This window comes from Leptospira paudalimensis (genome assembly GCF_026151345.1).
Classification (GTDB): domain Bacteria; phylum Spirochaetota; class Leptospiria; order Leptospirales; family Leptospiraceae; genus Leptospira_A; species Leptospira_A paudalimensis.
On sequence record NZ_JAMQPR010000001.1, the window covers coordinates 41,869 to 66,911 of the forward strand.

The window sequence follows — 25,043 nt, forward strand, 5'->3', positions numbered from 1 at the left end:
ACTATAGTTCTGGATTGATGATGAAACGAATTGGATTTCCTTTTTTTTCTTCCAAAGCATGTAGGTACTCATTTGTATCTTCCAATTTGTGAATTCCGCTGATGGACTTTGTTAAATTAAGTTTTTTATCTTTATAAAGTTGGATGAGTTCAGGGATGGCCCTTCTATCTGATCCATAGGATCCTGTGATTCGGATTTGTCTTTCAATGAGAAAAAATGGCATAGGAATTTCGAGTTTGTTTCTACCAATACCGACTAGGACAATCCTTCCTCCACGATTCATCGCACGAACAGAACTTTCGATATTTGGCATAAAACCTGTAAAATCACATAATAGGTCAATCCCTCCCGACTTTTCTTTAAGGACTTTTCCTACCTGCATGTTTTTTTCGACTAATATCAGTTCGTCGGCACCATATGATTTTGCATTTTCTAAACTTCCACTATCAATATCAATCGCAAAAATTTTACCTGCCCCCAAAGCTTTGGCTATTGCAACAGCATGGATTCCAAGTCCTCCACAACCAATAATTGCAACAGATTCACCTGCTTTCAGTTCTCCTTGGTATTTGATTGCATGGTAAGGAGTGGAGACAGCATCAGCTAGGATCGCCCCTTCGGCAAAAGGAATTTGATCAGGCAAAATATGTAAGTATCTTTCTTCTGTTTGGATGTATTCTGCAAAACCACCTCTTTGGTTAAAACCAATCACTCCAATGTGTTCACAAAGATTTTCTCTCCCCGCCAAACAATGCTTACATTTTCCACAAGAGGTTCCTGCACTCACAACAACTCGGTCACCCACTTTTAATTTTGTGATTTGTTCACCAATCTCAGTGATCACACCTGAAGTTTCATGACCAGGAACACAGGGAGTATATGTTGCCTTCATTTTTCCATGTAAGATGAGATGAATGTCTGACCCACAGATCCCACAAGCTTTTACCTTCACTTTCACTTGGTTTGGTAATAATGGTGGTAATTCTAATTCTCGGATTTCTAAGGATTTAGATCCTTGTGGTAAAACAGCTGCTTTCATAACATAATTCCATCAAGTTCAGATAAGAGTTCACTCGTATCGGATTCGTTCAATTGTTCCAACGTAAGTTCAATCATATCGTTTAAATAATATTTCAAATTCTTATATTCCAACAAAAACAGTTTTAAATTTGTTTTTTCTTCATCAGTGAGACGATTTTCCATATTCAATTTACAAAGAGCCAAAACTCCGAATGCAGATTTGAGTTCATCTTGGTTTGATGCGATGGAAAACAATTCTCTGATGTCAAGTTCGGCAAAGGTAGGGAGTAAATCGGAAATTAATTCCATAGCACCAATAGGGATGGTACGGTCCAAAGATTTGACATAATTCAATAAGACACGGTAACTTTTTGAATCTCCAACATAAGATAACAGATAAACCATACCAGATAGTAAAACCTTATGGTAACCCCAAGTAAGCCTTCCTGAGTCCGCTTCACGGATAATTTGGTAAATCATCGCCCAAACGTTTTTATCGTTATTTGCTGCCAATTTCATCAATTCTAAGAGGCGATTTTCCCAGATTGGTTGGTCCATCTCCATTTTTAATTGGTCAATGGCTTCTAAGGGAGAATTGGGTAATGATCCTAACTTTTGCACAGTTTCCTCTCGACATAATTCTAGAATATGAGACGTATATGTCTTTTCTTTTTTATCATGCTAATGTTTTCTCTGTACGGCCGAAACTAGTTGCATAGATGAAACGTTTTTCGGTAATACTACTGCTTCTCTTCACTGCAATGGGAGAGACGACGCCGGACCAATCCAGTTCTAAAGCAACTCAGTTAATTCGTGTTAGCTACGGACTTAAGGATAACTACGAGTTTCTTCGCATTTTAAATTCAACTATAAGTAATCGTGGGACTGAAGACCAAAAAAAATACTTCAAACGATGTGTACAACACCATATAGAATCTGAAATCCTTCATTTACAAATGGATTTGGGAAAATCATACGCAGAACTACGTAGAACGCAAGGTTTACTCATCCAATTGTACATCAATGTTTTGGAAGATGAAATTGAAGAGTTAGAAATTGAGTTAGGCAGACTGGCTCGGCTTGCCAATGGAAAAGAAAAAACAGAAACCAAATTGTATTTGAGATTAGGTTATCGTGAAATTGCAGTTGCCAAACAAAAATTAATCATTGGAAAAAACATACGTCCTTATTTGTATTTGATGAAATTACAGGAGTTGGCTTTTTCCTTAAAATCTTTAAAACAAGCAGAGAAATATATTGTTTTGCTTGGATTATTACATGACTCTGTTGATGAATTTGATAAGGAAAGTCGATCTTTCGAAGCAATGGCCAATGAAGTAATTCGAATCATTGTGAGTGACAAAGAGAAATATCTACGATTATTGTACGATAGCCATTTTGATTCATATGGATCTCTGAATTATTACGAACAAATTTGGAAACAACCCGATTTACACGAATTAGCATCAGGAATTCCCAATTTTGATCCAGCTTACTTTCGTAACCCAGAAGAAGCAAAAATTCCAACCTTCAAATAGTTATGCGATCATTCATTTGGGAATTTCCATTAACCGCTAGTTTCGCATTATTTTTATTCTTATTGTATCCAATTGTTTCCATTTTTACGCCAAACTTGGTTACGGAATATTTCATAGCTACCCCAGGTGAATTCGAACCTATTAATTGGATATTATCCACTTTTTTTCATGGATCTGGAGCCCATCTATTATCTAATTTATTTTTCTTATTATTACTGGGAAGGGTGGTAGAGAAACGAGTTGGTAAAACAAGATGGTTATTGTTTTATTTTATGGCAGGACTCCTTTCAGTGTTAGGCGATGGATTTGTGCGAGGGATTATTTTAGGAGATAAAACACCGATTGTTGGTGCAAGTGGTTCGATTTCTGGGCTTGCTTCTGCGGCAACATTGTTATCGCCATTTCGATTTCCAATTTCCAAAACCAAGTCGATTCCATTTCCAGTATTTTTATTTGGTTGGATGATGGTTTACTCCGATGTGACCAATGTTTTTGCAAGAGATAATGTGGCTCATTGGGCACACTTAGGTGGTTTTTTCTCAGTATTTGTGACAAGTTATTTATTAGGGGAAAAAGAAAGGCAAGAAATCAGACAAGGCTTTCTTCTCAACTTTACCTTTTTTACATTGACTATCATTCTTCTATTTTTTATCAACAATAGGTAATGAATCTAAAATTTAGAGCAAAGGATTATCTCTCCAGTGACTCCTTTGAATCAGCTGAATACGAATACATAGGCAATCAAAAAGACGGATGGGAAATCAAACGAAATGGTGAACCCTACCTTCAATTAGGTCCAGGTTACATTCCATTAAAAACTATCTCATGTGGTGTTTGTTCCACCGATATCGATCGGAGATTTTTACCGTTTCCTCTCCCACAAATCATCGGTCACGAGGTCTTAGCAGAAGGTCTCGAAGAAAACCAAGGCAAACAATTCGTAGTTGAGATCAATGACACTTACGAAGCCCGTGGTGATAAAGAGCCAGATTTATTTTGTAAGGAAGGAATTCCAACACACTCACCAGAACGAAGGGTTTTAGGAATCGATCGATTGCCTGGTGGATTTGGACCTTATATCCTCGCTCCTGTAAATGCAGCCATCAATTTAGAAGGAGTTTCTCCAAAAGCGGCTGTCCTAATGGAACCTTTTGCTGCTGCCTTACAAGCCATCATAGCTTCTCCTCCGAAAAAAGGAGACCAGGTTGCCGTTTTAGGCCCTAGACGTTTGGGGAGTTTGATCCTTGCAGCACTTTCATCTTACCGCAAATCCAATCAATCAGATTTTCGCATAACGGCAATTACGCGCCATGACCATTTGGTCAAATTATCAAAAGAAATGGGTGCAGATGATGTGATTGATCTTCGCATAACAAATGTTGAAAATTTAAAAAACAAATTTGACATTGTATATGATACTACATCTACACCTTCTGGATTTGAATCTGCCATCCAAATTGCTAAAAGAGAAGTCCACTTAAAAACGACAAATGGGCAACAAATGGCAGGGATAAATCATTTAACAGAACTTGTGGTAGATGAATTGTCCATTCTCCCATTTTCAGAACAGAATACAAAATTCCATTGGCAAAAAGAAACAAGAACCAACAAAAATATTTTTGTTTTCGAGAACGTTGCGGAAGAAATTAAAACCAAACTGAAACAAGATTTTACTGTCTATATAGGGAATGAAAAAACGGCTGAAACAATTTTATCATCTAATGATTTTTCTGGCCATTTGCCAAGATTCGATGTGGTAGTAGTATCAAACCCGAACGAAATTGGATTTGCCATTCGACCAAACCCAAATCATGAAAATTCTTTGGTACGACCAAGAGGAGTGATCCTTGTAGATACTACCAATACCAAACTATGGCCTGCCGATCAAAGTTTGGTAGGTGAATTTTTTAAAGAGGGAAAAGAGATTCATAGTTCGCGTTGTGGTGATTTCCATATGGCGATATCATTATTACGAGAGAATCCAGAAATTACCAAATCATTAGAGACAAACTTAATTTCACATCGATACCCAGCTGACAAATTGGAAGAAGCATATAACAAAGCAAAAGATCCATCGAGTGTAAAGGTAGTTGTTGATTTCCAATAACCATATGACTTCAGAAAAAAATATAAAAACATCTCTCGGGCCAACCCTTCATCAAGTCGATGAAGGGTTATGGGAAATTGACTTAACCAATCTTCGGATTTTTTTTGGACTTTCCATTCTGTCACGGACGATTGGCGAGGAAATTGGAAACTTATTACAATCGTTACCAGGTGATTTAGCATTCACTTATAAAATTAATCCAAATATCAATCATGAATTAGTGGATATGCATATCCAACATGTTCAAGTATTTGCAAGAGCTGGAATTTTAAAAGACTGGGTATTATTCAGAGAAGAATTTGAAGAAAATTTACGATTTGTATTTGGGTCATTCCAACAACAATCGATCGCGAAAAAAATACACCCAGAGTTTTACGGTGAAGATCCAAATAGAAATTCTACTATAGCGTTATTATTCCCATTTGATACTGATTTTGTTCATCCATCTGGATACTATATATTGATGGAAAGAGTACAAAGTCAAAATAGGATCGGAGATTTCTTTCTTCGCATAACAATTGATTCACGAGAAGATGGGTGTTTAAATTTGAAAAATATCCCTCACGAAGTGGTAAGTGACGTACATTCTAGGACGTATATAGCTGGTGCATCGAAGATAAGTGAATCTCTGAGTAATGGAATTATCAATGTTGCTCAGAAAGGAGAAACTTTTTACGAAGAAGAAAATAGCCATTTTAGTAAGGTCTTTTCGCAAATCGAAAAAACACCTCTTGGAAAATTATCCAATATTAATTTTTATTGGGAAGAACAATATCGTAATTTCATTTTAAGTTCTGATCCAAGTGTTTCATTATCTATCCTGAAAAAACTCTTTTTACTTTTAGAAGATTCATCAGCTTCAAAAAAAATAAAAGAAGGAAATACCTTAAGAGCAATCATCGGCAAAACATCTATCTATGTCGATCTCTCTAGACTCGATAGAGTATTAAACTTTAGCTTTAATCAAAAAAGGACATTAGTAGATCCTAATTTCTATTTAAAGAGAATGCCTATACTTGAAACCATTGCAAATAACAAAGGTCACAAATTTTCATTTGAAGGCATACATATTTTTCTCATTCACCACATAACGTCTGAAATCATTTCCTTAATTGAAACCTTCAGAAGATTGAAGGCGAATTCGTTAAATGTTGCGTTTGTAAAGTATGGTGGAAATATTCCTCCAGTTTACTTAGATATTTTATTAGATATTCCGACTGAAACGTTTTACATGGCGGGATTAGAATTTAAGCTCACGAAAAATAATACACCTTATTATGGTGTCTCACCTCTTTACAGTGATTTTGAGATTCATGCAAATTTTCGGCATAAATTGGAAGAGGCGAAGTTAGGTTTTTTCGATGCTATGCGAAGATTGTCTACTTATTTGTTTCTAAATCAATTATTACAACTTGTTGAGAAGAAAGAAAAAATCATTTTGATTGAAGATGGTGGTTATGTTGCTCCAGTTCTTAATGAATTTGCATTAAATGATGTTACATTAGGAGAAGTTCTTTCTGAATTTTGGGTCGAAGGAAAAAACAAATCATTACTTGATAGAAAATTTTCGGAAATTTTAAAAGAACATGTGATTGGATCAGTGGAGCATACCAGAAATGGTTTCGACAGACTCACTAAAATTAAAGAGGAGAGAAAATCACTTGTTTTACCTGCTTATTCAATTGCAGTTTCTAAAGAAAAAACTTTGGAAGAATCCAAAGAAGTAGCACGTTCCATTATTAACGCAATTGAAAATACTTTACATGGAATCGGTAAAGTATTATCAAAAAGAAAAATACTCATCCTTGGAGCAAAAGGTAATATTGGCGGATTTTTAAAGAAATATCTAATTGGTGGTTCATTACATGAATCAAACTTAAATGTTTTGGAAGTTGATAGAAAATTTGAAATTGAATCAACATATGTTAAAAAATCATTTCAAGCAATTACTGAGACAGAATTTTCTAAAATCGATTTGGTCATTGGTGTAACTGGTGAGTCTATTTTACAACCTAAAGACTTTGAAACTTGGATATTGGAAAGTGAACACAAACAGTTGTTCTTAGCTTCAGGATCGACAAAAACAATTGAGTTTGCAAACTTCATTCAATGGACAAATGAATTAAATACGATTGAAAAACCTAAATTAAAAGATAAAGATCTTTCTATTACATTCCAACGTATATTGGATCCACAAACACAAATGGATTTAGGTTCAAAAATTGTTTTTAAAATTCCTGAGATGAACTTAGAAAAAGAAATATACCTAATCAGTGATGGAAGTCCTGTTAACTTTTTATTTTTTGGTGTACCAACAGAATCTATGGATCCGATTATTTCGCAATTAGCAAGTGTATCCTTAGGAATGGTTAACCAATACAAAACAAAAAAACTTCCATCTCCGGAGTTATATGCAGTTGATCATCAAATTGATATTTGGGGAAATTTATTGTGAGTAAACACGGTTTTTTTCAAATTACCCAAAAGCTCTTTTTAAGAGACGGAAATTCGTTATTAGTATTACGAGATCAGAAATCTGGTCACGGTGACCTCCCTGGCGGAAGGATGAATGAAGACGAATTTTTCGAAGACTGGATGGAAAGTGTATACCGAGAAATTAACGAAGAATTGGGTGAAAGTATAAAAATTGAAGTAAACCCAAGACCAATTTTTGTTCATAAACATATGGTTAATGAAGGAAATTTCCCTTGTATCATTATTGCATATGAGGCTAAATTAATACAAGGGAACGTTCAATTATCAGACGAACATGATTATATGGAATGGGTAAACATTCACTCATTTGATCCCAAAACACTTTTTTCGGAGTATATGTTGGATGCTGTCCAACTTTATTTAAATCAATATGCATAATCTTTATGTGCCTCCTTATAAAATATTATTATTTATCGTTCTCTTTGGAATCGGATATGCTTCTGCAACTTTCATAAAAGAACATGATACGAATCTTCCAATTCCAAAATTAGAAGCACCTAAAACAGACTTTAGTTTTAATTTTGATCTTAAATTTGATTTTAACTTTAGCAAACCTGAAGTGGATGAAGAAATTCAAAAACCAGAAAAATCATGGAATGATGTAACCATTCAAACGAATGGAACGGATCGAAAGTATGGTAATTTAGTCGGAATACAGTTAGTATTAAAACCAGAAGACTATGTAAAAGAAGAATGGTGGCGTGAAAGAATCGAAGAAACGTTAATCAAAGGGAAATCTTCTGGGATTTTTGATCGCAAAACTATCGTTATCTTTCCTGAACATTTGGGATCGGGCCTAGTTTTTCTAAACGAAAAATCTAAGTTCCTTAGTTCTGACACTTTGGAAGAAGCTCTTAAAACAAAAGGTGAAAATTTTACGATAAAAGACTTACTATTATCCAAAGCTGAATTGATGTCAGAAGTGTATGTCAGAACATTTTCGAACTTAGCAAAAGAATTTAATGTCCCTATTCTAGGCGGAACGATTGTCCTTCCAAATCCAAAAATTGTAAAAGGTAACTTAGTATTAGATCCAAATGGCCCTCTTTACAATGTTGCTATTCCATTTTCGGCAGATGGAAAATTGATGGAACCGATTGTGAAAAAATCCATTCTTACAGAAGAGGAACTCAAAGTATATTCTGCTGGAGAAACTAACCAAGAGCGCATTTGGATTGTTCCAGGTTGGAAGGTGGCTATCTTTATTGGACAAGATGTTTTCGAATCTAGTTTGTATAGTCGGCTAAGTGGAAAAGCTATTGATGGATTAATTTCTCCATCAGCTGTGTTTCCGAATATGAAGTGGTCAGATAAAGATTTATCAGATTCGAATATTTGGAAACAAGAGGGGATGCCTAAGTACATCAAATCGACACGCGCGCAAGATTTGGTCCAAGTGTTTCTATCTGGGCATTTATTTGAAAATCACTGGAATGGAAAAACATTCAATTTGAGAGATTTTACTTTTGAAGACCAAGCGATTTCGGTAGAAAGCCCTACAATCTTAAATTTGTACTTTTAAAAATAGATTCACAATCGATAAAATTTGAGATTTTAATTTTAGCTTTTCCATTAAAATCCGTTTGACAGGGCACCGAATTCACAAAAAATTTTCAGAGTTATGCCACAGAAGTCCCTTCCGAAAAACGAATTCTACGTAAAATGCCCATTGTATGCGAAAGGCCTTTCTGTATGTCCAAGTTCGAAGGATCGTTTACAATCGGAAGATCTGAGTCGTTTGACATCTCATTGTGTTCAGGATCTATATAAGGCTTGTGATATTTTTTCAGCTAAAAAAGAGAAAGACCAAGCGGCTTAACCGTCGTTCAGTTTCCTCACCTTTTTAAAATATTCATAAACTTTCCAGTCTTCTTCGCTAAACGTTAAATCATCTAACACAAGTTCACCACGTATACTTTCGTATACGATTTTATCCCCAGCAACTCCCCATAACCGATCTAAAAAAAATGGGAAATGTTCCTTTTTACCAGTTACTTTCCATTTCATCGGTTGGTTCGGTTCATTTTGGTTGGTAGTAATGAATTCATCCTTACCTGTAAGTCGCCATGAATAAGCTTCTCTAGTTACAATTGCAATTCCACGATTGATAGAAGGTGATCTACCTTGTTGGTAGTTCACTTCCTTTAAATACAAGTCTCCAATTTTCCCACCAACTACATATCCTGAATTACCATTGTTATAATAAAATTTTGGTAGGACGATGTCCTTTGAGAGTAAAGAAACTTTTTTTGATTCGATGTTTAGAAAGAAAAGATGATAAGCTCCACCTACACCTGACCAAACTAAGTATTCATTTCCAATAGGAGATATATGATATTGTATTTTTAATTTTGGATAAGGAGAAGGAAACAAATCACTGGAAAGGAATTTTTCGGGTTTTGAATTTTTCCCAGTTTTTTCTACAAAGAGCTGATTTTCAAAAAAATAAAATATTAAATCTCCCGAATTCGAAATTGCCATACCTGTTTTACATGGAATATGAACGATTGATTCATGTTCTAATGAAGAATCCAAAGTTGAATATCCAAACAAAGCACAACCACCATATTGTTTTAATGGATATTGAACAACAACATAATTTCCGTTAGCTGATAGTTGAATGGAATCTGGTCGAAGTTTTAGTTCAATTGAATTCCGATTATCATTCACCAAATCTTTGAAATAAAGCGTTTTGTTTTCGGTCCATACGATTTTGGTTCGATCTTCTGATAATGCAAAGAGGCGGGGTTGGTTTGGTTTATTTTTAGAAAGAATTTCTGCGTTGGATCGATTGGCTGACAAACGATCTTGTAATAACACTAAAGCTTTTTCGTATTTTTCTTTTGAGATTAAGTCTTCAATTTCCGAGACTAACGATTCGTGTTTTGATTGGCAATAACTGAAATTAAAAAAAGTAAGAATTATGATGAAATAAAATTTCACTGAGACTCCAACATTTCTCGGATTTCATCCGAGTGAATTTCCTTTGAGAAAAGTTCCATCGCTGTTTTCCCAACTCTTTTTGTATCATAATAGGCAAATGTTCCAGTGACTACGGCTCCACCGATTGGCACCCAACGAGCAAACTGTTTTCGGATGATCGATTTAGAAATCATGATTCCTAACTTTTCGAGTACTGTTTGAAATACTCTAACGGTTGTTGGGCGAATCAAAATTTTAAAACTTGATTCCTCGATAATTTTGCGAAAAACGTGAGCTCCTCCATGTTTGAATAAACAATAAAGAAGAAGTTCTTTTGTCACCTGAACTTCCTTTCCATACAGAGCTGCAATGTCCATGATGAGATGGCCTTGGATCCGGTAGACCATTAAGAGTTCTGGTAGAATGCTGAGTATTCCAAGAGGGCCTGGGGGTAGGGAACAAGTAGCACTAATGAGTCCCGATTTAAAAGAAGCATTCTGAACAAGCTCATTCAATAATTCCTCGGGAGGTTGGATTGTGGGAGCATAGGGACTACGATAATCCTCAAAACCTGCGAATAATTCGATGAGGCCTTCTAAAAATCCATTGGATTTGCCCTGAGATGGTAGTTCGTTCACGGGTTTCTTAAATCCTCGTTAGATTTTGGTTTATCAAAAACAGGCATTCTGTATCCTTTCCATAGACATGATAGATAGATTGAAAAAAATTCAAGAAAAATACCTGCGTATCGAGGATGAGCTCGCCAAGGCCACCGCTTCGGATACTTTGAAGAATCTATCGAAAGAAAGATCTCGCCTAACGCCTGTATATACAAAAGCAGATGAATATTTAAGAATTACAAAAGACTGCCAAGATGCAAAATCATTATTAGAATCCGAAAATGATCCAGATATGCATTCTATGCTAAAATCAGAGATTGAGGAAGGGGAAAAAAAATTAGAGGAACTTGCAAAAGAACTCGAAATTATGTTATTACCTCCCGATCCAAACTCTGGAAAAAGTATCCTTGTCGAAATCCGTGCTGGAACGGGTGGGGAAGAATCAGGATTATTTTGTGCAGATTTGTTTCGTATGTACAACAAATATGCAGATAAAAAAGGCCTTCGTGCAGAAATCATTGATATGAGCCCGACTGGTATTGGTGGTTATAAAGAAATCGTATTTTCATTGGATGATGATAGGGCATATGATTTATTTAAATTTGAATCGGGAACACACCGTGTGCAACGAATTCCTGAAACAGAATCAGGCGGAAGGATCCATACTTCTGCTGTAACTGTTGCCATTCTTCCCGAAGCAGAAGAGAAAGAAGTTGAGATTAGAGAAAGTGACCTTCGAATCGACGTTTATCGTTCGTCAGGTGCAGGTGGTCAGCACGTTAACACAACAGATTCTGCTGTTAGGATCACACACATACCAACTGGAATTGTTGTCGCTTCACAAGAAGAACGTTCTCAAATTAAAAACCGTGATAAAGCAATGCGTGTTTTACGTGCAAGGATTGTCGATCAAATGGCTGAGACCGCCAAACAAAGTGCAGATGCTTTAAAAAAAGCACAGGTTGGATCGGGTGATAGGTCTGAACGCATTCGGACATATAATTTTCCACAAGGACGTTGTACAGACCATAGGATTGGATTTACGAGTCATAATCTCCCTGCCATTATGGAAGGGGATTTGGATGAATTAATCGATGCGTTAATCCAAGAAGATCGGTCTAAAAGATTAGCGGAAGCCAAGGCATAAAAAAAGTTTTTTTCTCACAGATTTCGATTGAATGATCTGCCTTGGTTGTTATTCCTAATGGTAAGGTAATGGTTTCATGAAATTTGGACAGTTTGGATTGGTTACATTCCTGATTTTCAGTTTGATTTTTGGGAATTGTAATCCTGTCAAAAAGAATGATCCCTTCAGTGATAATTTAATTTTACTGCTTCTGATCAATTCTCTTCTCAATGCAAGGGAAGTGGATTGTACTTTCTCTTCTTCTGATACTGATCCTTTTTATTCCGACCAATGGCATCTGCAAAATCTTGGACAGTTCGGTGGCACCGTTGGCGAAGATGCACGTGTCAAATCTGTTTGGGACCAAGGTTATTCTGGAAACCAAGTGATCGTTAGTGTTGTCGATGATGGTTTGGACATTCGACATGAAGATTTAAGTGCAAATATCTCTGTCACAGCCCGTGGCTTAAATATGTTTAACAATACCTTCAATCCCTCCCATTCTTACTCCAATAGTTTTCATGGATCTGCAGTTGGAGGAGTGATTGGTGCAAGAGGTGGCAATGCAATTGGTCTTCGTGGTGCCGCTCCATGTTCGAAATTGGTTGGTGTCAATATCTTAGAAAAATCAACCATCTATACTTCCGATGAATACCGCGCAATGGTCAATGAATCAGGGAGAGTGTATATCTCAAACAATAGTTGGGGATCCCCAGACGTCTATGGTTGGTTATGGCCATCTAGCAGTTTATGGCAACAAGGAATTAATGAAGGTGTAACTCTCGGACGTGGGGGAAAAGGAACCGTTTACCTTTGGGCAGCAGGGAATGGTGCCAATGGTGGAACTGTCGCATCACCTGTATTAGTTGATAATGCGAATTATGATGGGCAGGCAAATTATTATGGAGTTATGGCCATAGGTGGAATTGGGGAGAATGGAAAAAAGGCAGCCTATTCTGAGTCAGGTGCCAATCTTTGGGTCGTTGCCCATACTCAAGGGAACAATACAACTGCTTATACAACAGCAATTTCAACAACGGATGCCACTGGGGTGAATGGATTAAATGCAGGTGGCACATCCGGTGATTATACCAATTCAAGTTATACGAAAAAATTCAATGGAACATCTTCTGCGACTCCGTTAGCTGCAGGAGTGGTTGCCTTACTCCTAAGCAAAAATCCCAATCTAACATGGAGAGACGTACGCGAGTTAGTTGCTTATTCGGCCAGAAAAAATGATGCATCAGATACAGATTGGACTACCAATGCAGCTGGTCTAAATATCAACCATAAATATGGATTTGGTGCCATTGATGCCCAACAGTTGCTAGTCCGTTCAAATTCTTGGTCTCCGATCGGTGCGGCACTTAAAACGGAAACAATGAGTTCAATTACACCAGGTACATCGATTCCAGACAATGACTTGGTAACAGGTGCCAATGCATCATATTCAGTTTCCTCATCCATTTCCTATATTGAGTTTGTTGATGTTGAATTTACAACGAATCATACATATTTTCCGGAATTAAAAATTACAATTACTTCACCCAGCGGAACTGTGAGTGTTCTTTCGGAAGTACATGCATGTCGTAATCCATCTAATAACAGCCTTTGTACTTCTGGTAGTACATCCATAGCCAATATGACTGGTTCCTCCACCTATCGTTTTGGCTTAACTCGTTTGCTTGGTGAAAATCCAAATGGAAGTTGGACAATTAGAGTTTATGATGGATCGGTCGGTGATACTGGAACCATCCAGTCTGTACGATTGAAAATTTATGGCAGGTAAACAATGAAAACCAGACATCTTAATTCCTTCAATCGATTCCAAAATTCATTGGCGTTAACATTGATTTGTTTTGGTTACATTACATTTTTTTTATGGGAACCTTTAAACGCGAAAGAACCACCAAACCAAATTACGTTTACGGAAGGTGGAGTTCAAAAAACATTTTATAGAAATTCCAATTTGGAAGCAGAATTCATTGAACCAAACCATGTAAATTCTTCGCAAAACAAAGGTTTGGGAAACCTTAAAATAAAAGGTGGTTGGAATTTAAGGCAAGTTGGTAAACCATTACTCAGCCAACAACAACGCAAATCAAATATTCCAGCTAAAGTTACTGAAGTTTACAATACAGGAGCAGGTTATGGCCCCAATATTGTTTTGCCAGGTATTATTATTGTTACATTCAAAAATGACCAATCTAACGATTCCCTTTCCAGAATAGCTCAAAAATATAAGATTGTGTTCTTACAACAATTTTCTCCTCGGATTGTGAGTTTCCAAACGGAACCAGGTTATCCATCCGTCGAAATCGCAAATGAATTGTTAAATGAAGGGATTGTTTCGGAAGCATACCCTGAAACTGCTGTCGAAAAAGTCTTAAAATAGAAAGTAAATTTGGAATTTTAAATTCTCAAAGTGCTAAATAAAAATATATGAGTTTTAGTATTTCTAATTTACGAACTGGTTTGGATAAGTAAGAAGTAATTCCAGCTAAAAAACTTTTGCTGATATCTTCTTTTTGTACGTTTGCTGAAATTGCAATGATAGGAACCATAAGAAGTGGATCTACATTTTGATTTTGTTCATAATTTCTAATTTCTTTTGTCGCTTCTAACCCATCCATTTCAGGCATTTGCATATCCATTAATACAATATCAAACTTTTCATTTTGAAATTTTTGTAATGCATCGATACCATTTTTTGCAATCACAAGTTCAATTGGATATTTTCGTAAGAAAGTTTTAATGATGAAGACATTCTCTTCAGAGTCCTCTGCTAAAAGAATCTTACACTTAGGAAAATGGTCTGGATCTGGCAGTTCTAAGTCTAACCAATGTTGATGGATATTCGAATCTCTATTTACTAAACCTTCATACGGGATATGAATGGAAAATTTTGATCCCTTACCAAGTTTACTTTCTACAAAAATATCACCTTTCATCATTAAGATTAATTTCTTTGTAATTGTGAGACCAAGACCTGTTCCACCATATTTTCTTGTAGTAGAACTATCCACTTGGGTGAAACTTTCAAATATAGAATGTAATTTTTCGCTTGGTATACCGATTCCAGTATCTTCTACATCTAGGATTAATACTTTATTACTGTTGTCTAATGAAGCATTTACGCTGATACTTCCTGTTTCAGTAAATTTCATGGCATTTCCAATTAAATTAATCAAAATTTGTTGGATGCGAGTGGAATCACCTTTTATAGTTTCAGAAATAGTTTCACTCACACTATAATTGATTTTGATACCTTTCGCTTTTGCTTTCATTAAGAAAAGGGATATAGTTTCTTTTAATAAATCTCGAATTGAAAATTCTATGGATTCGATTTCTAATTTACCTGACTCAATTCTAGATAAATCAAGGATGTCATTGATGATATTGTATAATGCTTTTCCTGAATTACGTAGGACTGTCAAATACTCAACTTGTTCTTCAGAAAGATTTGTTTCGGCTAAGGTATCAGCCATTCCTAAAATAGCATTGAGTGGAGTCCTAATTTCATGACTCATGGACGCTAAAAAATCTGTCTTAGCTTGAGATGCTTTTTTTGCATCAACTTCCCTTTCTTTTGCAACTACCATTTGTTCGCGTAATAATTTCTCCCTAGTTACTTGTTGAGAAACATCCGAGATTTGGATCATACAAAATGAATTTGTTTCATCCTCGATTGATATTGGTATGATGTGTAAGTATTGATAAATTCTATCATTTTTCAACATCTTTTGTTCATTTTCGTATAATGGAAATGGGTATGGATTTAAAGTGTGAGTAAGTATAGAATACTGTGAAAATTGAATGCATTGTTCAATTGATTTAAGTGTCCTTGTTCCAACTAACTCAGGGAAGACGTCGTATATTAATTTATTTTGAAGGTCTTGTTCTAAAAGATTGGAACCTTTTAGAAACCATTGATTGGCAATTACGATTTCATAGTTTTGATTTAAAATCAGAATTCCTATTCCTGATTTTTTTACAATTGTTAATAAGTGTTTTTCGGTTAAAGAACTCACTACTTTAACTTTTCAATTAATACTCTGGATAAATTTTTAATGCTGTCAAAATTTAGAATAAAAAATATATAACCTTTAATTTCTTTACCTTTTAACTGATAGTCGATGAACACTAATAAGATAGAATTGTCTTCATTTGGATTCGGATTTCGATTTAATAATAATTCCTCATATTTTCCTGAAAAAAATTCAGGTATTTGAGTTTCTATTTTGTAATTGGACATTTTTGCCAAATTTGACAAAATTGCATTTAGAATAATATTACCAATTTCACTGAGTGCATCTTTTTCAAATTGTGATACTTCATTCAGTGCTACATAGTCTTTCATCATCATTTTTACGATTTCTAAACTAGCACTTTTATGGAATAATAGAAATGCGGATCCGTTCCCAATATCACCAATAAACTTTTGTTCAACGGTGCATACATCTTTGTTCGCTAGGTTTTCAAAATTTTTTGCTTCTGATTCGGTGATTAGTTTTAAACTAGGTACAGTTAGTAAAATTTCATCTGAGATCATTTCACTCATCAATTTTGCAGCTCCACCCAAGCTGATATTAAAAAGTTCACATAATGAATCTCGTTCTAACTCCGTTAAGTGGTTCATATTTTGTCCAACAAAGGTATGATTTTTTCAGGTGTAACTGGCTTCTCGACAAAATCAATTCCCAGATCTTTGGCTCTATTTTTAATTGCATCTTGGATGTTTGCAGTGACTAAAACTATTTTTGAATTCGGATAGTTGGATTTTAAATTCTCAGCTAAATCTAAGCCGGAGATAGTCCCTGGCATATTTTGGTCCAAACTGAATAAATCAATGTCTGGATGGTCTGGTAAAATGGATTTTGCCTTATCTGCTGACTCAGCTTCTAAAATCTCCCAATTGGGGTGTTTTTCGGAAATGATTTTCCGAATCATCAATCGGGTGACCGTGCTATCATCAACTACAAGTGCTTTTTTTTGTGACATATGGATTGCCTTAATTTCAAACTAGTTTTATATGAGCATGTATACACTTAGTCGACGAAATTTTCTCAAGTAAGCCATCCATGCGTTCTAAATACTTTATATTTTTATTTTTTTACATTTTTGTCTTTTGTAAGTCGAACCAAAAAATATGCGAAGGGGAAAATTGCCGAAACGGTAAACACTCCGTTTCCTATGAAAATGGTGACTTTTTTGAAGGTGAATTCTTTGAAGATACCAAACATGGCTTTGGAATTTATCGATATGCTAATGGAGATGTTTTTGAAGGTGAATACAAATATGGTTATAAAGAAGGATTAGGATCTTATCTTTATGCCAATGGAGATCAGTTTAACGGAAATTATCTCAAAGGCAAAAGAGATGGGTTCGGAAAATATATTTTTGCAGATGGTTTCATTTTGGAAGGAACTTGGTCTCAAAATGAACTGAATGGAAAATGTAAAATCACAAACGCAAAAGGTAGTTTGGTGCTAGAAGGTTACTGGCACCAAAATCAATACATTGGTTTTAAACCAAAAGAAGAATCAAACGATACGATCAAAATTTCGGATCCCGAGTGATTCGTAAATCTTGCGTGTGGCCTTGGATTTGTTGAGTGTATACATGTGGATACCTGCAATTTTGTGATCTAATAAATCACGGACTTGTTCCGTTGCCCAATGGATCCCAACATTTTCAGCATAAGCATCATCTTCAGCACGTGATAATGACTTCAAAAGTTTTGCGGGAAAATTTGTACCAAGTGATAATTCTGCCATACGTGCCATACCTTTTCTGGAAGTAATTGGCATGATACCAGCGATGATTGGAACTTTGATTCCAGCAATCTCACATCGTTCTACAAAATCATAAAAAGAATCATTATTAAAAAACAATTGTGTGCAGATATAGTCAGCACCTTGGTCAACTTTCCATTTTAAGTATTCAATTTCTTTTAAACGATTGGGCGTGGAAGGATGGCCTTCTGGAAATCCAGCAACTCCAATCCCCATATTTGGATAATTCCCTTTGATGAAACCTACCAATTCTCCAGCGTATTCGAATCCATTTTCTGTTTTTTGAAATTCATTTTGGCCTTTTGGTGGATCACCGCGAAGAGCCATGATATTGTGGATTCCACTTTTTTGATATCGTTTTAGGATTTCACCAATTTCTTCTTTGGTAGAACCAACACATGTAAGATGACTAACAATTGTTAAACCAGTCTGCTCTTGTAATTTGACGACTAAATCGTGTGTTAGGTCACGAGTTGATCCCCCTGCTCCATAAGTGACACTCACATAAGCAGGGTTCATTTGAGAGAGTTCTTGGATATTTCGGAACAAATCCTCTGATGCTTCCTCATTTTTTGGAGGGAAAAATTCGAAGCTGATAGTAGTTTGTTTTTTGCCGAGGATCTCAGAAATGTGCATAAAACCTATCCTCTAAACAGGAATATTTTTCTCAAGCCCCTTGTTGGCAAGTAACCAACCTTTTGACGCTTTTGTTTTTACCGCAAGCCAGAGTGAAAACTTAGGAAAGAGAGCAGGCATTATCACGATAGTAGACCTGAGATAAGAAGGGACCAGGACTTCACCAGGATTTTTCACTATCGCCTTGCAGATTGCCTTTGCCACTTGGTCTGGTTCAATAACAGGAGTAAAAAAGGAAGGTTTGACACCATCAATCATTCTAGTTTTTGCCATTGATGGGCAAATCCAGCTAACACCAATTTGAGTATCATATAATTCCATTTTTAACGCTTGAGAGAATCCTACCATGGCATGTTTGGTTGCGGAATAAGTAACAGTTCCTTCTGTTCCAAACTTGCCAGCAATACTTGCTAAATTGATGATACATGCTTCTTTTTGTTCTCTGAGAATTGGCAAAGATTCATAAACCAATTTCATTGGTCCATGAACATTGATTTGTAAGGCTTTTTGCCAAACAGAAAAATCCTTTCCTTCAAAAGGACCACTAGGCGCAATCCCTGCATTATTAATCAATACTTGGAAACTAAGTTTATTTTTTCTGATTTTTTTAATGAGATTTCCGATATCATCTTCTTTGGAAAGATCACAAACATAACCATAAAATTTTCTGCCGAACGATTCCACTTTCTGTTGGATTTCTTTCAAAAGGGTTTGGTTGATATCAACTCCAATGATATCGTTTCCCTCTTTTGCCAATCGTTCTGCTGTTAGAGCACCAATTCCCATTCCACAGCCTGTAATCAAAATTGTATTTCCAGATAATTTCATACTATGACTCTAATCTATTTTTTGGTTTCGTCAATCGGAATCATATAGGAAATAGACTCAAATGCAATATCGACTTTTAAAACCTGAACTAGGTCATAGATTACAGTCTGTAAATTCCACAAACGAATGGATCCGAAATCCGGAAGTTTCTTTTGGATCTTGGGTGATTGCAGAAGAACAGACGGCAGGAAAAGGAAGGGGCCAAAATTTATGGCAGTCGTTAGGCGAAGAACCATTGATATTCTCTGGGAAAATCAGAATTTCAGCGGCGGAAATTTCTTTGCCTTTACTTTCGATTTTTATATCTTCTGCATTACTCAAAACAATTTTCCATTTTTTTCCTGAACGAGAAGCAGATACAACAATCAAATGGCCAAATGATATTTATAAAAACGAAAAGAAAATAGCAGGAATTTTAGTTCAATCTGAGTTTATCAATGGTGTTTATGATGTTGTGATCGGAATTGGACTCAACTTTTTTGGACAATCCGTACCAGAGGATTTAAAAGAGAAAGCTACGTTTTTGTGTGATTCTCAGTTGGGAGAAGGCGATTTAGAAAGATTTGTCAATCATTTGGTCTTAGGAATCAACCAAGCTGTGATCACACTCCTAGACCAAAGCCAAGTTTTAAAAGATTTAGTATGGATCGAAGATCATTCTCTATTAAAGAACAAAGTCATTGAGACTGAATGGGATGAAAGAATCGTAAGAGGTCGAGTTTTGGGAATTGATGAATTAGGATTCCTTCTGATTATGACTGAAACTGGCCAAAAGATTGAGCTTATGGACACTTCACCAAAATTTCGGATGATATAAATGACAGAATCACCATTATTATTAGTTATCGATGTTGGAAATACTAACACAGTGTTTGGAGTTTTTCGTGAAGGTCAGGAGACACCTGATTTTCACAAAAGAACTGTTACGCGAAGAGATCGAACTTCGGATGAATTAGGTCTATTTCTAAAGGGATTTTTGACCCAAGAAAATGTCAAAGCAGACCGAGTCAAAAAGGCAATTTATTCTAGTGTTGTGCCTTCGCTCAATCCCATTGTAGAAAGAATGTTAGAGGATTGGTTTGATGTAAATCCACTCCGTGTTCACTACCAAATGAATTTAAACTTTGGAATCAGTTACCCTCGACCTTTTGAAATTGGTGCGGATCGACTTGTCAATGCTGCCTATTGTGCTAAAACCTATCCTGGAAAAAAAGCCATCTTAGTTGATTTGGGTACTGCGACTACATTTTGTGTGATTAGCGAAAAACCAGAGTACATAGGTGGTGTGATTGCTCCTGGATTAAAAATATCCATGGATGCCTTAACGAGAAACACAGCCCAACTCCCTCCTATTGTATTTGGTTCCCCTTCTCGTGTATTGGGAGAATCAACTGTAGAATCTATCCAAGCAGGTTTTTTCTTTGGTTGGATTGGCCTCTTGAAAGAAATTGTAAGAGCCATCAAGGAAGAACATCCTGGTGATTATGTGGTAGTGGGAACAGGTGGTCTTGTGACAACGATCCATGCTTCGCATAACCAAGTGTTTGATGAAATTGATCCAATGATGACTCTCAAAGGATTAAAAATTTTAGCCGATTTAAATTCCTAAGATTTTTTTTCGATACAACTCACCCATAATTTCATAGCCTATTTGGTTTGGATGAATTGGGTCTGAGACCGGATACAATGGTACATCACCCTTGTAGGATTCAAATACTGATTCTACATCAATTATATCTATATTTTGTTTTTGAGATTTGATTTGGCGAAGAGTTTCATTGTTGGTGCGTATTGTTTCCCGTATCGATGCCATATTTGTTCTTGGAATTAGGGTAAGATACACTATCGAATTTTGAGAGTTTTGCAAAAAATCAATTAAGGAACGTGTGCGAGTTTCATAACCAGAGGTTCCATAAACCATCGCATCGTTTGTTCCTAATTCAAAAATCCAAATCTGAGTTGGAATCTCATTCAAACGATTTTTATTTTGTAACCAATCTTCTGTAGAGTAACCAGCGACTGAAAGATCCGTAACAGTAAATTCACTTGGTAATTTTTGTTTCAGGCCAAATCCATCTGACCATTGAGCGAGTGAATCTCCAACAATTGTGATTTTACGATTCAAAGAATTTGCTCCTAATAAAGACAGATATTGTTGCGATGGTTTATCTGAATGGTAACAAAATTGGAAACTAAACTGAAAAACAAAGTAACATAAGAAATGTTTTAAATTTGTCAGGTTCATTTTCTCGTATATACAATCGTTTTGTAATGTAACCAATGATTTGATGGAACGGGTATATCCCATTCTTTCCGAATCCAATTCCCGTTTTTTAAATATTCTTTGATGGTTTCATTAATCAGATTTTCATCATAAAAGATAAAACTATCACGAGAATGGATCGTTTTGATATAAGTAGTTGATGGAAGTTCCAGTTCACCAGGAATAAATTCTAGAATATCCAAATCGGGGCGTTTGGATTTGAGATAAAAATAAGGGTCTGGTAAACTTTGAATGTATAGTGCTTTTGAATTTGTTAAACTTTTTTCAATCTTTTGAAAATGCAAAGTTTGGATTTCGTTTGCATCCGATTTTGACCAATGGATCGAAACCATTAAGATCATTGCAAGTAAGGATACTACAATCCCGATATATGGAATTTTGTTAAAGAATGATTTTTCTTGGAGTAATAATGCCATTCCAAAAGCTAAAGGGAATAGACTATGGTATACATACCAACCTTCAGAAGAAGTATACAAAGCTACAAAAACAGACAAAATCCAGACCCAAAATAAATTCCAAGAATTCATTCGATTTGTTTTGTTTTGGAAATGTTTGAAAGTCAAAAAACTTAAGCTTGCTAATTGCAAACAGATGATCACCAATCGAATTTTAGGAAATCCGAAACCAAATGAAAAAATCTTCAACTTATCAATGAATGTAAAAGTTTTGAGAAGGTTTTGTTTTCTCGTAAGTTGAGCACCAAACTGAATTTGAAACCATTCCCAATTGGGATGGATATAATAAATCCAACCCAATATTGGCAAAAGTCCACCTAACAAAAACCAAACTATTTTTTTGATACCAAAATTTTGATATATTAAAAAGAGAGTGATGAGTCCAAAAGACGCACCAATAGGATGAGATAATGCGGAAAACGACAACATCAAACCAGCATAAAAAGGATTCCAATTCGATTTACTTTTGTTTGTTGCAAAGAGTAAACTTAGTATAAAAAAACATGCAGTGAGAGCTTCCATCCGAGCGACAGTTCCAAATCGAAACACTAGAGGTTCCCAAATTACACTTGCGAAAGCAATTTGAGCTGCAACCTCGGAAATCGAAAGCCTTTTGAGTAAAATGTAAAATCCAAGTGCAGTTAAGTAAATAATACAAACATTCGCTATGCGAAGGGTGATTAACGAATCAGGGAAAATAGATAATGTAAAACCTGAAAATAATAAATAACCGGGTGGCATCCATAATGTTTTGGATTCCATTCCTGGTATGAGTCCAGTGAGGACCTCGGTTTTTAAATGTCCTGTCTTCGCAAATGAGATGGCAGGTGAATAAAATAAAACCTCATCTGGCCATACAACAGGCAATACTCCTAAGTTGATACCAACTTGGAAACAATAGAGAAGGGAGATGAATAAAAACGAGGCGTAAGCCACGTTCGTTCTACTTTGAGAGGGAATTAACGGCTTCTTGTTCCGTTTCGAAAACTTCAAACAAATCGAGTAGTTCCACAACATCAAAAACCTTTTTTACAGGTGGAGTGATGCAACAGAGTTTGAGTTTTCTTCCTTGTTTGTCGAGTTCTCGAACCATACCCACAAAGATACGAATCCCAGAAGAGGAGATATAGGATATAAGCTCCAGGTTGATGATGATGTCACCTTCCCCGTTTTGCACGTCATCAGCTAATTTTGCCTCAACCTCATCAGAATGTGTAATGTCTAAACGACCATTGAGGTGAACGAGTGTGTGCTTTCCGATTTTTTTGGTTTTTATTTCCAAAGCGAGCCTACTTGGAGACTAGAATCTTTGAAAACACCAAAGGTTCAAGAAATTTTTACGCCGCTTGGTTTCTGTTTCTCGTAAAAAGTCGAGGATCGTTGTGTTCTGCTTCAGGAATATGCAACATAATCCTCTGACGAGTGGAACGTGATGTCCGATGGCCTAAAAATTCTTGGATTTCCCAAACGGGGAAACCTTTTTGGTACAAATCGAGAGCAATCACATCTCTTAAAAAGGGAATATGGATTTCTCTAGAGATGAGACGGCTTGCATTTTTGAGAATTTTTTGTATGGTACGTGTTCGCAAAACTCCATCCCTTCCCGGGAAGAGATAATCACTTGGTAAAAACTCACACGCATACCGATAGAGTTCGATCGCAAAATTGGGTTCAAGAAAGATATGACGCCTACGAAGGCGACCACCGTTCTTTAAATGGAAACGATTCATTTCTGAATTAAAATCTGCAACCTTCAGATGGATGAGTTCAGGTAAAGATAAACCAGTGCATACTAAGAATTTGATGATCAAATAGTGTAGGTGGTTACGGCATCTAAGTTTATGGAGTAAATTTCGGACTTCTGTTTGGTCTAACAGAGAGTTTTCAATTGTACAAACATCAACAGTAAGAATGTGTGGGAGTAAGGTTGGTAGTTTCAAATTAGTATTTAGCATATTTTTCTTGTGGAATGTATCAGAGTATAACAATCCATGCAATTAAATTGTCACCAAACCGTAGTTTTGGATCACTATTTTTGAAGAAATAAATTTCCTAGTTCATGTTTTTGCACGATGAATTTTTCTGCTTGATTCAATTTTAAAAAACGATTTTATCATTGGGAGAAACGATAAAGGATCAATACAAATGGACTCGCTGGAACTCAAAACAAATGACCCGGAACTTCAACTGACAAAAGAAGACATTCAAAAAGTTGAGGAATTAACCGGACAAATTAAACTCAATAATCCAAATGACATAGTTTCTTATGGATCCTCTGCCCAAGCCAAGGTATCTGATTTTGCGGATAAAGTTTTAGCTGAAATTAAAACGAAGGATGCTGGTTATGCGGGTGATTTGTTAAATCAATTATTATTTAAAATCAAAGACTTGGACATGGATAGTTTTGCGGGGGAAGGAAGTACTCTTTCTAAAATCCCATTGATCGGTGGTTTGTTTGATGTTTCTCGAAAATTTTTAGCAAAGTTTGAAGATCTAGAATCTCAAATTGGAAAAATTGTTGATGAACTGCATTCAGCAAGAACCAATCTCACAAAAGACATAACTTTATTGCAGGCGTTATACGAGAAGAACTTAGAATATTTCAAAGAAATTCAAATCTACATTGCCGCAGGTGACAAAAAAATCCAAGAGTTACGAGACAAAATTCTTCCTGAAATGTTGGAAAAAGCAAAAGCGCAAGGAGATACCTTAGCATCCCAACAGTACCAAGATATGGTGCAAATGGTGGATCGTTTTGAGAAAAAAATTCACGATCTCAAACTAACTAGAATCCTTTCACTGCAAACTGGCCCACAAATCCGTTTGATCCAAAGTGGAAACCAAGTGTTGGTTGAAAAAATCCAAAGTTCAATTTTAAATACAATCCCACTATGGAAAAATCAAATTGTGATCGCTCTTGGTTTGATGCGACAAAGAAAAGCCTTGGAAGCACAAAAACAAGTTTCAAAAACCACAAATGATTTGATTCAAAAAAATGCGGAGATGTTAAAGTCTGGTACAGTTGAGATTGCAAAAGAATCAGAAAAAGGAATCATTGAAATTGAAACACTTAAAAATGTGAACCAACAATTGATTGAAACGATTACCGAAACCTTAAAAATCCAGGAAGACGGACGTCAAAAACGAAAGTTGGCGGAACAAGAGATGATCAAAATCGAATCCGATATCAAACAAAAACTGTTGGAATCTAAATAG

General features: G+C 35.8%; 27 protein-coding genes. 14 read left to right on the plus strand and 13 right to left on the minus strand.

Translation table 11 applies throughout. From position 1 onward, the window contains the following. Position 1 precedes the first annotated feature (1 nt). Together ND855_RS00240 and ND855_RS00245 are read right to left on the minus strand one after the other, a co-directional pair. The gene (locus tag ND855_RS00240; protein ID WP_265356669.1) at positions 2 to 1,039 is read right to left on the minus strand and encodes a zinc-binding dehydrogenase; all 1,038 of its coding nucleotides are present in this window, start codon (positions 1,037 to 1,039) and stop codon (positions 2 to 4) included. Beyond that, positions 1,036 to 1,584: a hypothetical protein gene (locus tag ND855_RS00245; protein ID WP_265359312.1), complete on the minus strand. Its 549-nt coding sequence runs from the start codon at positions 1,582 to 1,584 to the stop codon at positions 1,036 to 1,038. The genes ND855_RS00240 and ND855_RS00245 overlap by 4 nt, the downstream gene beginning before the upstream one ends. A 155-nt stretch (positions 1,585 to 1,739) precedes the next feature. Between ND855_RS00245 and ND855_RS00250 the strand changes: the two genes are divergently transcribed. The 7 genes from ND855_RS00250 to ND855_RS00280 all read left to right on the plus strand — a co-directional run bounded on the left by ND855_RS00250 (position 1,740) and on the right by ND855_RS00280 (position 8,980). Further along, positions 1,740 to 2,558: an adhesin OmpL37 family surface protein gene (locus tag ND855_RS00250; protein WP_265356670.1), complete on the plus strand. Its 819-nt coding sequence runs from the start codon at positions 1,740 to 1,742 to the stop codon at positions 2,556 to 2,558. A gap of 2 nt (positions 2,559 to 2,560) precedes the next feature. After that, positions 2,561 to 3,223, plus strand: a complete 663-nt coding sequence (locus tag ND855_RS00255; protein ID WP_265356671.1) for a rhomboid family intramembrane serine protease — start codon at positions 2,561 to 2,563, stop codon at positions 3,221 to 3,223. Further along, complete coding sequence (locus ND855_RS00260) at positions 3,223 to 4,665, plus strand: MDR/zinc-dependent alcohol dehydrogenase-like family protein (RefSeq protein ID WP_265356672.1); 1,443 nt, start codon at positions 3,223 to 3,225, stop codon at positions 4,663 to 4,665. Before ND855_RS00255 ends, ND855_RS00260 begins: the two co-directional genes overlap by 1 nt. A 4-nt stretch (positions 4,666 to 4,669) precedes the next feature. Further along, positions 4,670 to 7,120 (plus strand): hypothetical protein, encoded by a 2,451-nt coding sequence (locus ND855_RS00265; protein WP_265356673.1) that lies wholly within the window; start codon positions 4,670 to 4,672, stop codon positions 7,118 to 7,120. Continuing rightward, positions 7,117 to 7,539, plus strand: a complete 423-nt coding sequence (locus tag ND855_RS00270) for an NUDIX domain-containing protein (protein ID WP_265356674.1) — start codon at positions 7,117 to 7,119, stop codon at positions 7,537 to 7,539. Before ND855_RS00265 ends, ND855_RS00270 begins: the two co-directional genes overlap by 4 nt. Next, complete coding sequence (locus ND855_RS00275) at positions 7,532 to 8,683, plus strand: carbon-nitrogen hydrolase family protein (protein WP_265356675.1); 1,152 nt, start codon at positions 7,532 to 7,534, stop codon at positions 8,681 to 8,683. The genes ND855_RS00270 and ND855_RS00275 overlap by 8 nt, the downstream gene beginning before the upstream one ends. Positions 8,684 to 8,782: 99 nt before the next feature. Next, the gene (locus ND855_RS00280; RefSeq protein WP_265356676.1) at positions 8,783 to 8,980 is read left to right on the plus strand and encodes a hypothetical protein; all 198 of its coding nucleotides are present in this window, start codon (positions 8,783 to 8,785) and stop codon (positions 8,978 to 8,980) included. Here ND855_RS00280 and ND855_RS00285 read toward each other — a convergent pair. Further along, positions 8,977 to 10,104: a hypothetical protein gene (locus tag ND855_RS00285; protein WP_265356677.1), complete on the minus strand. Its 1,128-nt coding sequence runs from the start codon at positions 10,102 to 10,104 to the stop codon at positions 8,977 to 8,979. The two genes, ND855_RS00280 and ND855_RS00285, sit on opposite strands and share 4 nt — an antisense overlap. Then, the gene (locus ND855_RS00290) at positions 10,101 to 10,721 is read right to left on the minus strand and encodes a hypothetical protein (RefSeq protein WP_108960508.1); all 621 of its coding nucleotides are present in this window, start codon (positions 10,719 to 10,721) and stop codon (positions 10,101 to 10,103) included. Before ND855_RS00290 ends, ND855_RS00285 begins: the two co-directional genes overlap by 4 nt. 67 nt (positions 10,722 to 10,788) lie before the next feature. Between ND855_RS00290 and prfA the strand changes: the two genes are divergently transcribed. The 3 genes from prfA (at position 10,789) to ND855_RS00305 (ending at position 14,224) form a co-directional block, all read left to right on the plus strand. Continuing rightward, positions 10,789 to 11,850: a peptide chain release factor 1 gene (gene prfA, locus ND855_RS00295; protein WP_100725748.1), complete on the plus strand. Its 1,062-nt coding sequence runs from the start codon at positions 10,789 to 10,791 to the stop codon at positions 11,848 to 11,850. A gap of 76 nt (positions 11,851 to 11,926) precedes the next feature. Then, on the plus strand, positions 11,927 to 13,618 hold the full coding sequence (locus ND855_RS00300; RefSeq protein WP_265356678.1) for a S8 family serine peptidase: 1,692 nt from the start codon (positions 11,927 to 11,929) through the stop codon (positions 13,616 to 13,618). A 3-nt stretch (positions 13,619 to 13,621) separates the two neighbouring features. Next, on the plus strand, positions 13,622 to 14,224 hold the full coding sequence (locus tag ND855_RS00305) for a hypothetical protein (protein WP_265356679.1): 603 nt from the start codon (positions 13,622 to 13,624) through the stop codon (positions 14,222 to 14,224). A gap of 25 nt (positions 14,225 to 14,249) precedes the next feature. Here the strand turns inward: ND855_RS00305 and ND855_RS00310 are convergent, their stop codons facing one another. Genes ND855_RS00310 through ND855_RS00320 form a run of 3 tightly spaced genes read right to left on the minus strand, consistent with a single transcriptional unit; the run spans position 14,250 to position 16,830 of the window. Further along, positions 14,250 to 15,860: an ATP-binding protein gene (locus tag ND855_RS00310; protein WP_265356680.1), complete on the minus strand. Its 1,611-nt coding sequence runs from the start codon at positions 15,858 to 15,860 to the stop codon at positions 14,250 to 14,252. Further along, positions 15,860 to 16,468 (minus strand): chemotaxis protein CheX, encoded by a 609-nt coding sequence (locus tag ND855_RS00315; protein ID WP_265356681.1) that lies wholly within the window; start codon positions 16,466 to 16,468, stop codon positions 15,860 to 15,862. Before ND855_RS00315 ends, ND855_RS00310 begins: the two co-directional genes overlap by 1 nt. Beyond that, the gene (locus ND855_RS00320; protein ID WP_265356682.1) at positions 16,465 to 16,830 is read right to left on the minus strand and encodes a response regulator; all 366 of its coding nucleotides are present in this window, start codon (positions 16,828 to 16,830) and stop codon (positions 16,465 to 16,467) included. The genes ND855_RS00315 and ND855_RS00320 overlap by 4 nt, the downstream gene beginning before the upstream one ends. 80 nt (positions 16,831 to 16,910) lie before the next feature. On the opposite strand from ND855_RS00320, the gene ND855_RS00325 reads away from it, so the two are divergent. Continuing rightward, a complete protein-coding gene (locus ND855_RS00325; protein ID WP_265356683.1) occupies positions 16,911 to 17,408 on the plus strand; it encodes an MORN repeat-containing protein in 498 nt (165 codons plus the stop codon). Here ND855_RS00325 and metF read toward each other — a convergent pair. Both metF and ND855_RS00335 read right to left on the minus strand, forming a co-directional pair. Beyond that, positions 17,373 to 18,260 carry a methylenetetrahydrofolate reductase [NAD(P)H] gene (gene metF, locus ND855_RS00330; protein ID WP_265356684.1) on the minus strand — a complete coding sequence of 296 codons (888 nt, stop codon included), beginning with the start codon at positions 18,258 to 18,260 and terminating at the stop codon, positions 17,373 to 17,375. The two genes, ND855_RS00325 and metF, sit on opposite strands and share 36 nt — an antisense overlap. A 12-nt stretch (positions 18,261 to 18,272) precedes the next feature. Then, positions 18,273 to 19,088, minus strand: a complete 816-nt coding sequence (locus ND855_RS00335; RefSeq protein ID WP_265356685.1) for an SDR family NAD(P)-dependent oxidoreductase — start codon at positions 19,086 to 19,088, stop codon at positions 18,273 to 18,275. 61 nt (positions 19,089 to 19,149) lie between these two features. On the opposite strand from ND855_RS00335, the gene ND855_RS00340 reads away from it, so the two are divergent. Continuing rightward, positions 19,150 to 19,905, plus strand: coding sequence for a biotin--[acetyl-CoA-carboxylase] ligase (locus ND855_RS00340; RefSeq protein ID WP_265356686.1), 756 nt, complete (start codon positions 19,150 to 19,152; stop codon positions 19,903 to 19,905). Then, positions 19,906 to 20,697 (plus strand): type III pantothenate kinase, encoded by a 792-nt coding sequence (locus ND855_RS00345; protein ID WP_265356687.1) that lies wholly within the window; start codon positions 19,906 to 19,908, stop codon positions 20,695 to 20,697. It begins immediately after the preceding gene. Here ND855_RS00345 and ND855_RS00350 read toward each other — a convergent pair. Genes ND855_RS00350 through ND855_RS00365 form a run of 4 tightly spaced genes read right to left on the minus strand, consistent with a single transcriptional unit; the run spans position 20,686 to position 23,782 of the window. Continuing rightward, complete coding sequence (locus ND855_RS00350; RefSeq protein ID WP_265356688.1) at positions 20,686 to 21,333, minus strand: SGNH/GDSL hydrolase family protein; 648 nt, start codon at positions 21,331 to 21,333, stop codon at positions 20,686 to 20,688. The two genes, ND855_RS00345 and ND855_RS00350, sit on opposite strands and share 12 nt — an antisense overlap. Continuing rightward, positions 21,330 to 22,763: a dolichyl-phosphate-mannose--protein mannosyltransferase gene (locus ND855_RS00355; protein WP_265356689.1), complete on the minus strand. Its 1,434-nt coding sequence runs from the start codon at positions 22,761 to 22,763 to the stop codon at positions 21,330 to 21,332. Before ND855_RS00355 ends, ND855_RS00350 begins: the two co-directional genes overlap by 4 nt. 7 nt (positions 22,764 to 22,770) lie before the next feature. Further along, complete coding sequence (locus tag ND855_RS00360; protein ID WP_002975971.1) at positions 22,771 to 23,109, minus strand: STAS domain-containing protein; 339 nt, start codon at positions 23,107 to 23,109, stop codon at positions 22,771 to 22,773. 55 nt (positions 23,110 to 23,164) lie between these two features. After that, positions 23,165 to 23,782 carry a site-specific integrase gene (locus tag ND855_RS00365; RefSeq protein ID WP_265356690.1) on the minus strand — a complete coding sequence of 206 codons (618 nt, stop codon included), beginning with the start codon at positions 23,780 to 23,782 and terminating at the stop codon, positions 23,165 to 23,167. Between the two features lie 190 nt (positions 23,783 to 23,972). Between ND855_RS00365 and ND855_RS00370 the strand changes: the two genes are divergently transcribed. After that, positions 23,973 to 25,043, plus strand: coding sequence for a toxic anion resistance protein (locus ND855_RS00370; RefSeq protein ID WP_265356691.1), 1,071 nt, complete (start codon positions 23,973 to 23,975; stop codon positions 25,041 to 25,043).

Coding starts and splice junctions, on each gene's coding strand:
- ND855_RS00265 (WP_265356673.1), top strand. CDS start 4,670: ATGACTTCAGAAAAAAATATAAAAACATCTCTCGGGCCAACCCTTCAT.
- ND855_RS00315 (WP_265356681.1), bottom strand. CDS start 16,468: ATGAACCACTTAACGGAGTTAGAACGAGATTCATTATGTGAACTTTTT.
- ND855_RS00305 (WP_265356679.1), top strand. CDS start 13,622: ATGAAAACCAGACATCTTAATTCCTTCAATCGATTCCAAAATTCATTG.
- ND855_RS00275 (WP_265356675.1), top strand. CDS start 7,532: ATGCATAATCTTTATGTGCCTCCTTATAAAATATTATTATTTATCGTT.
- ND855_RS00370 (WP_265356691.1), top strand. CDS start 23,973: ATGGACTCGCTGGAACTCAAAACAAATGACCCGGAACTTCAACTGACA.
- metF (WP_265356684.1), bottom strand. CDS start 18,260: ATGCACATTTCTGAGATCCTCGGCAAAAAACAAACTACTATCAGCTTC.
- ND855_RS00335 (WP_265356685.1), bottom strand. CDS start 19,088: ATGAAATTATCTGGAAATACAATTTTGATTACAGGCTGTGGAATGGGA.
- ND855_RS00325 (WP_265356683.1), top strand. CDS start 16,911: ATGCGTTCTAAATACTTTATATTTTTATTTTTTTACATTTTTGTCTTT.
- ND855_RS00250 (WP_265356670.1), top strand. CDS start 1,740: ATGAAACGTTTTTCGGTAATACTACTGCTTCTCTTCACTGCAATGGGA.
- prfA (WP_100725748.1), top strand. CDS start 10,789: ATGATAGATAGATTGAAAAAAATTCAAGAAAAATACCTGCGTATCGAG.
- ND855_RS00345 (WP_265356687.1), top strand. CDS start 19,906: ATGACAGAATCACCATTATTATTAGTTATCGATGTTGGAAATACTAAC.
- ND855_RS00245 (WP_265359312.1), bottom strand. CDS start 1,584: ATGGAGATGGACCAACCAATCTGGGAAAATCGCCTCTTAGAATTGATG.
- ND855_RS00280 (WP_265356676.1), top strand. CDS start 8,783: ATGCCACAGAAGTCCCTTCCGAAAAACGAATTCTACGTAAAATGCCCA.
- ND855_RS00350 (WP_265356688.1), bottom strand. CDS start 21,333: ATGAACCTGACAAATTTAAAACATTTCTTATGTTACTTTGTTTTTCAG.
- ND855_RS00240 (WP_265356669.1), bottom strand. CDS start 1,039: ATGAAAGCAGCTGTTTTACCACAAGGATCTAAATCCTTAGAAATCCGA.
- ND855_RS00260 (WP_265356672.1), top strand. CDS start 3,223: ATGAATCTAAAATTTAGAGCAAAGGATTATCTCTCCAGTGACTCCTTT.
- ND855_RS00255 (WP_265356671.1), top strand. CDS start 2,561: ATGCGATCATTCATTTGGGAATTTCCATTAACCGCTAGTTTCGCATTA.
- ND855_RS00300 (WP_265356678.1), top strand. CDS start 11,927: ATGAAATTTGGACAGTTTGGATTGGTTACATTCCTGATTTTCAGTTTG.
- ND855_RS00365 (WP_265356690.1), bottom strand. CDS start 23,782: ATGCTAAATACTAATTTGAAACTACCAACCTTACTCCCACACATTCTT.
- ND855_RS00320 (WP_265356682.1), bottom strand. CDS start 16,830: ATGTCACAAAAAAAAGCACTTGTAGTTGATGATAGCACGGTCACCCGA.
- ND855_RS00340 (WP_265356686.1), top strand. CDS start 19,150: ATGCAATATCGACTTTTAAAACCTGAACTAGGTCATAGATTACAGTCT.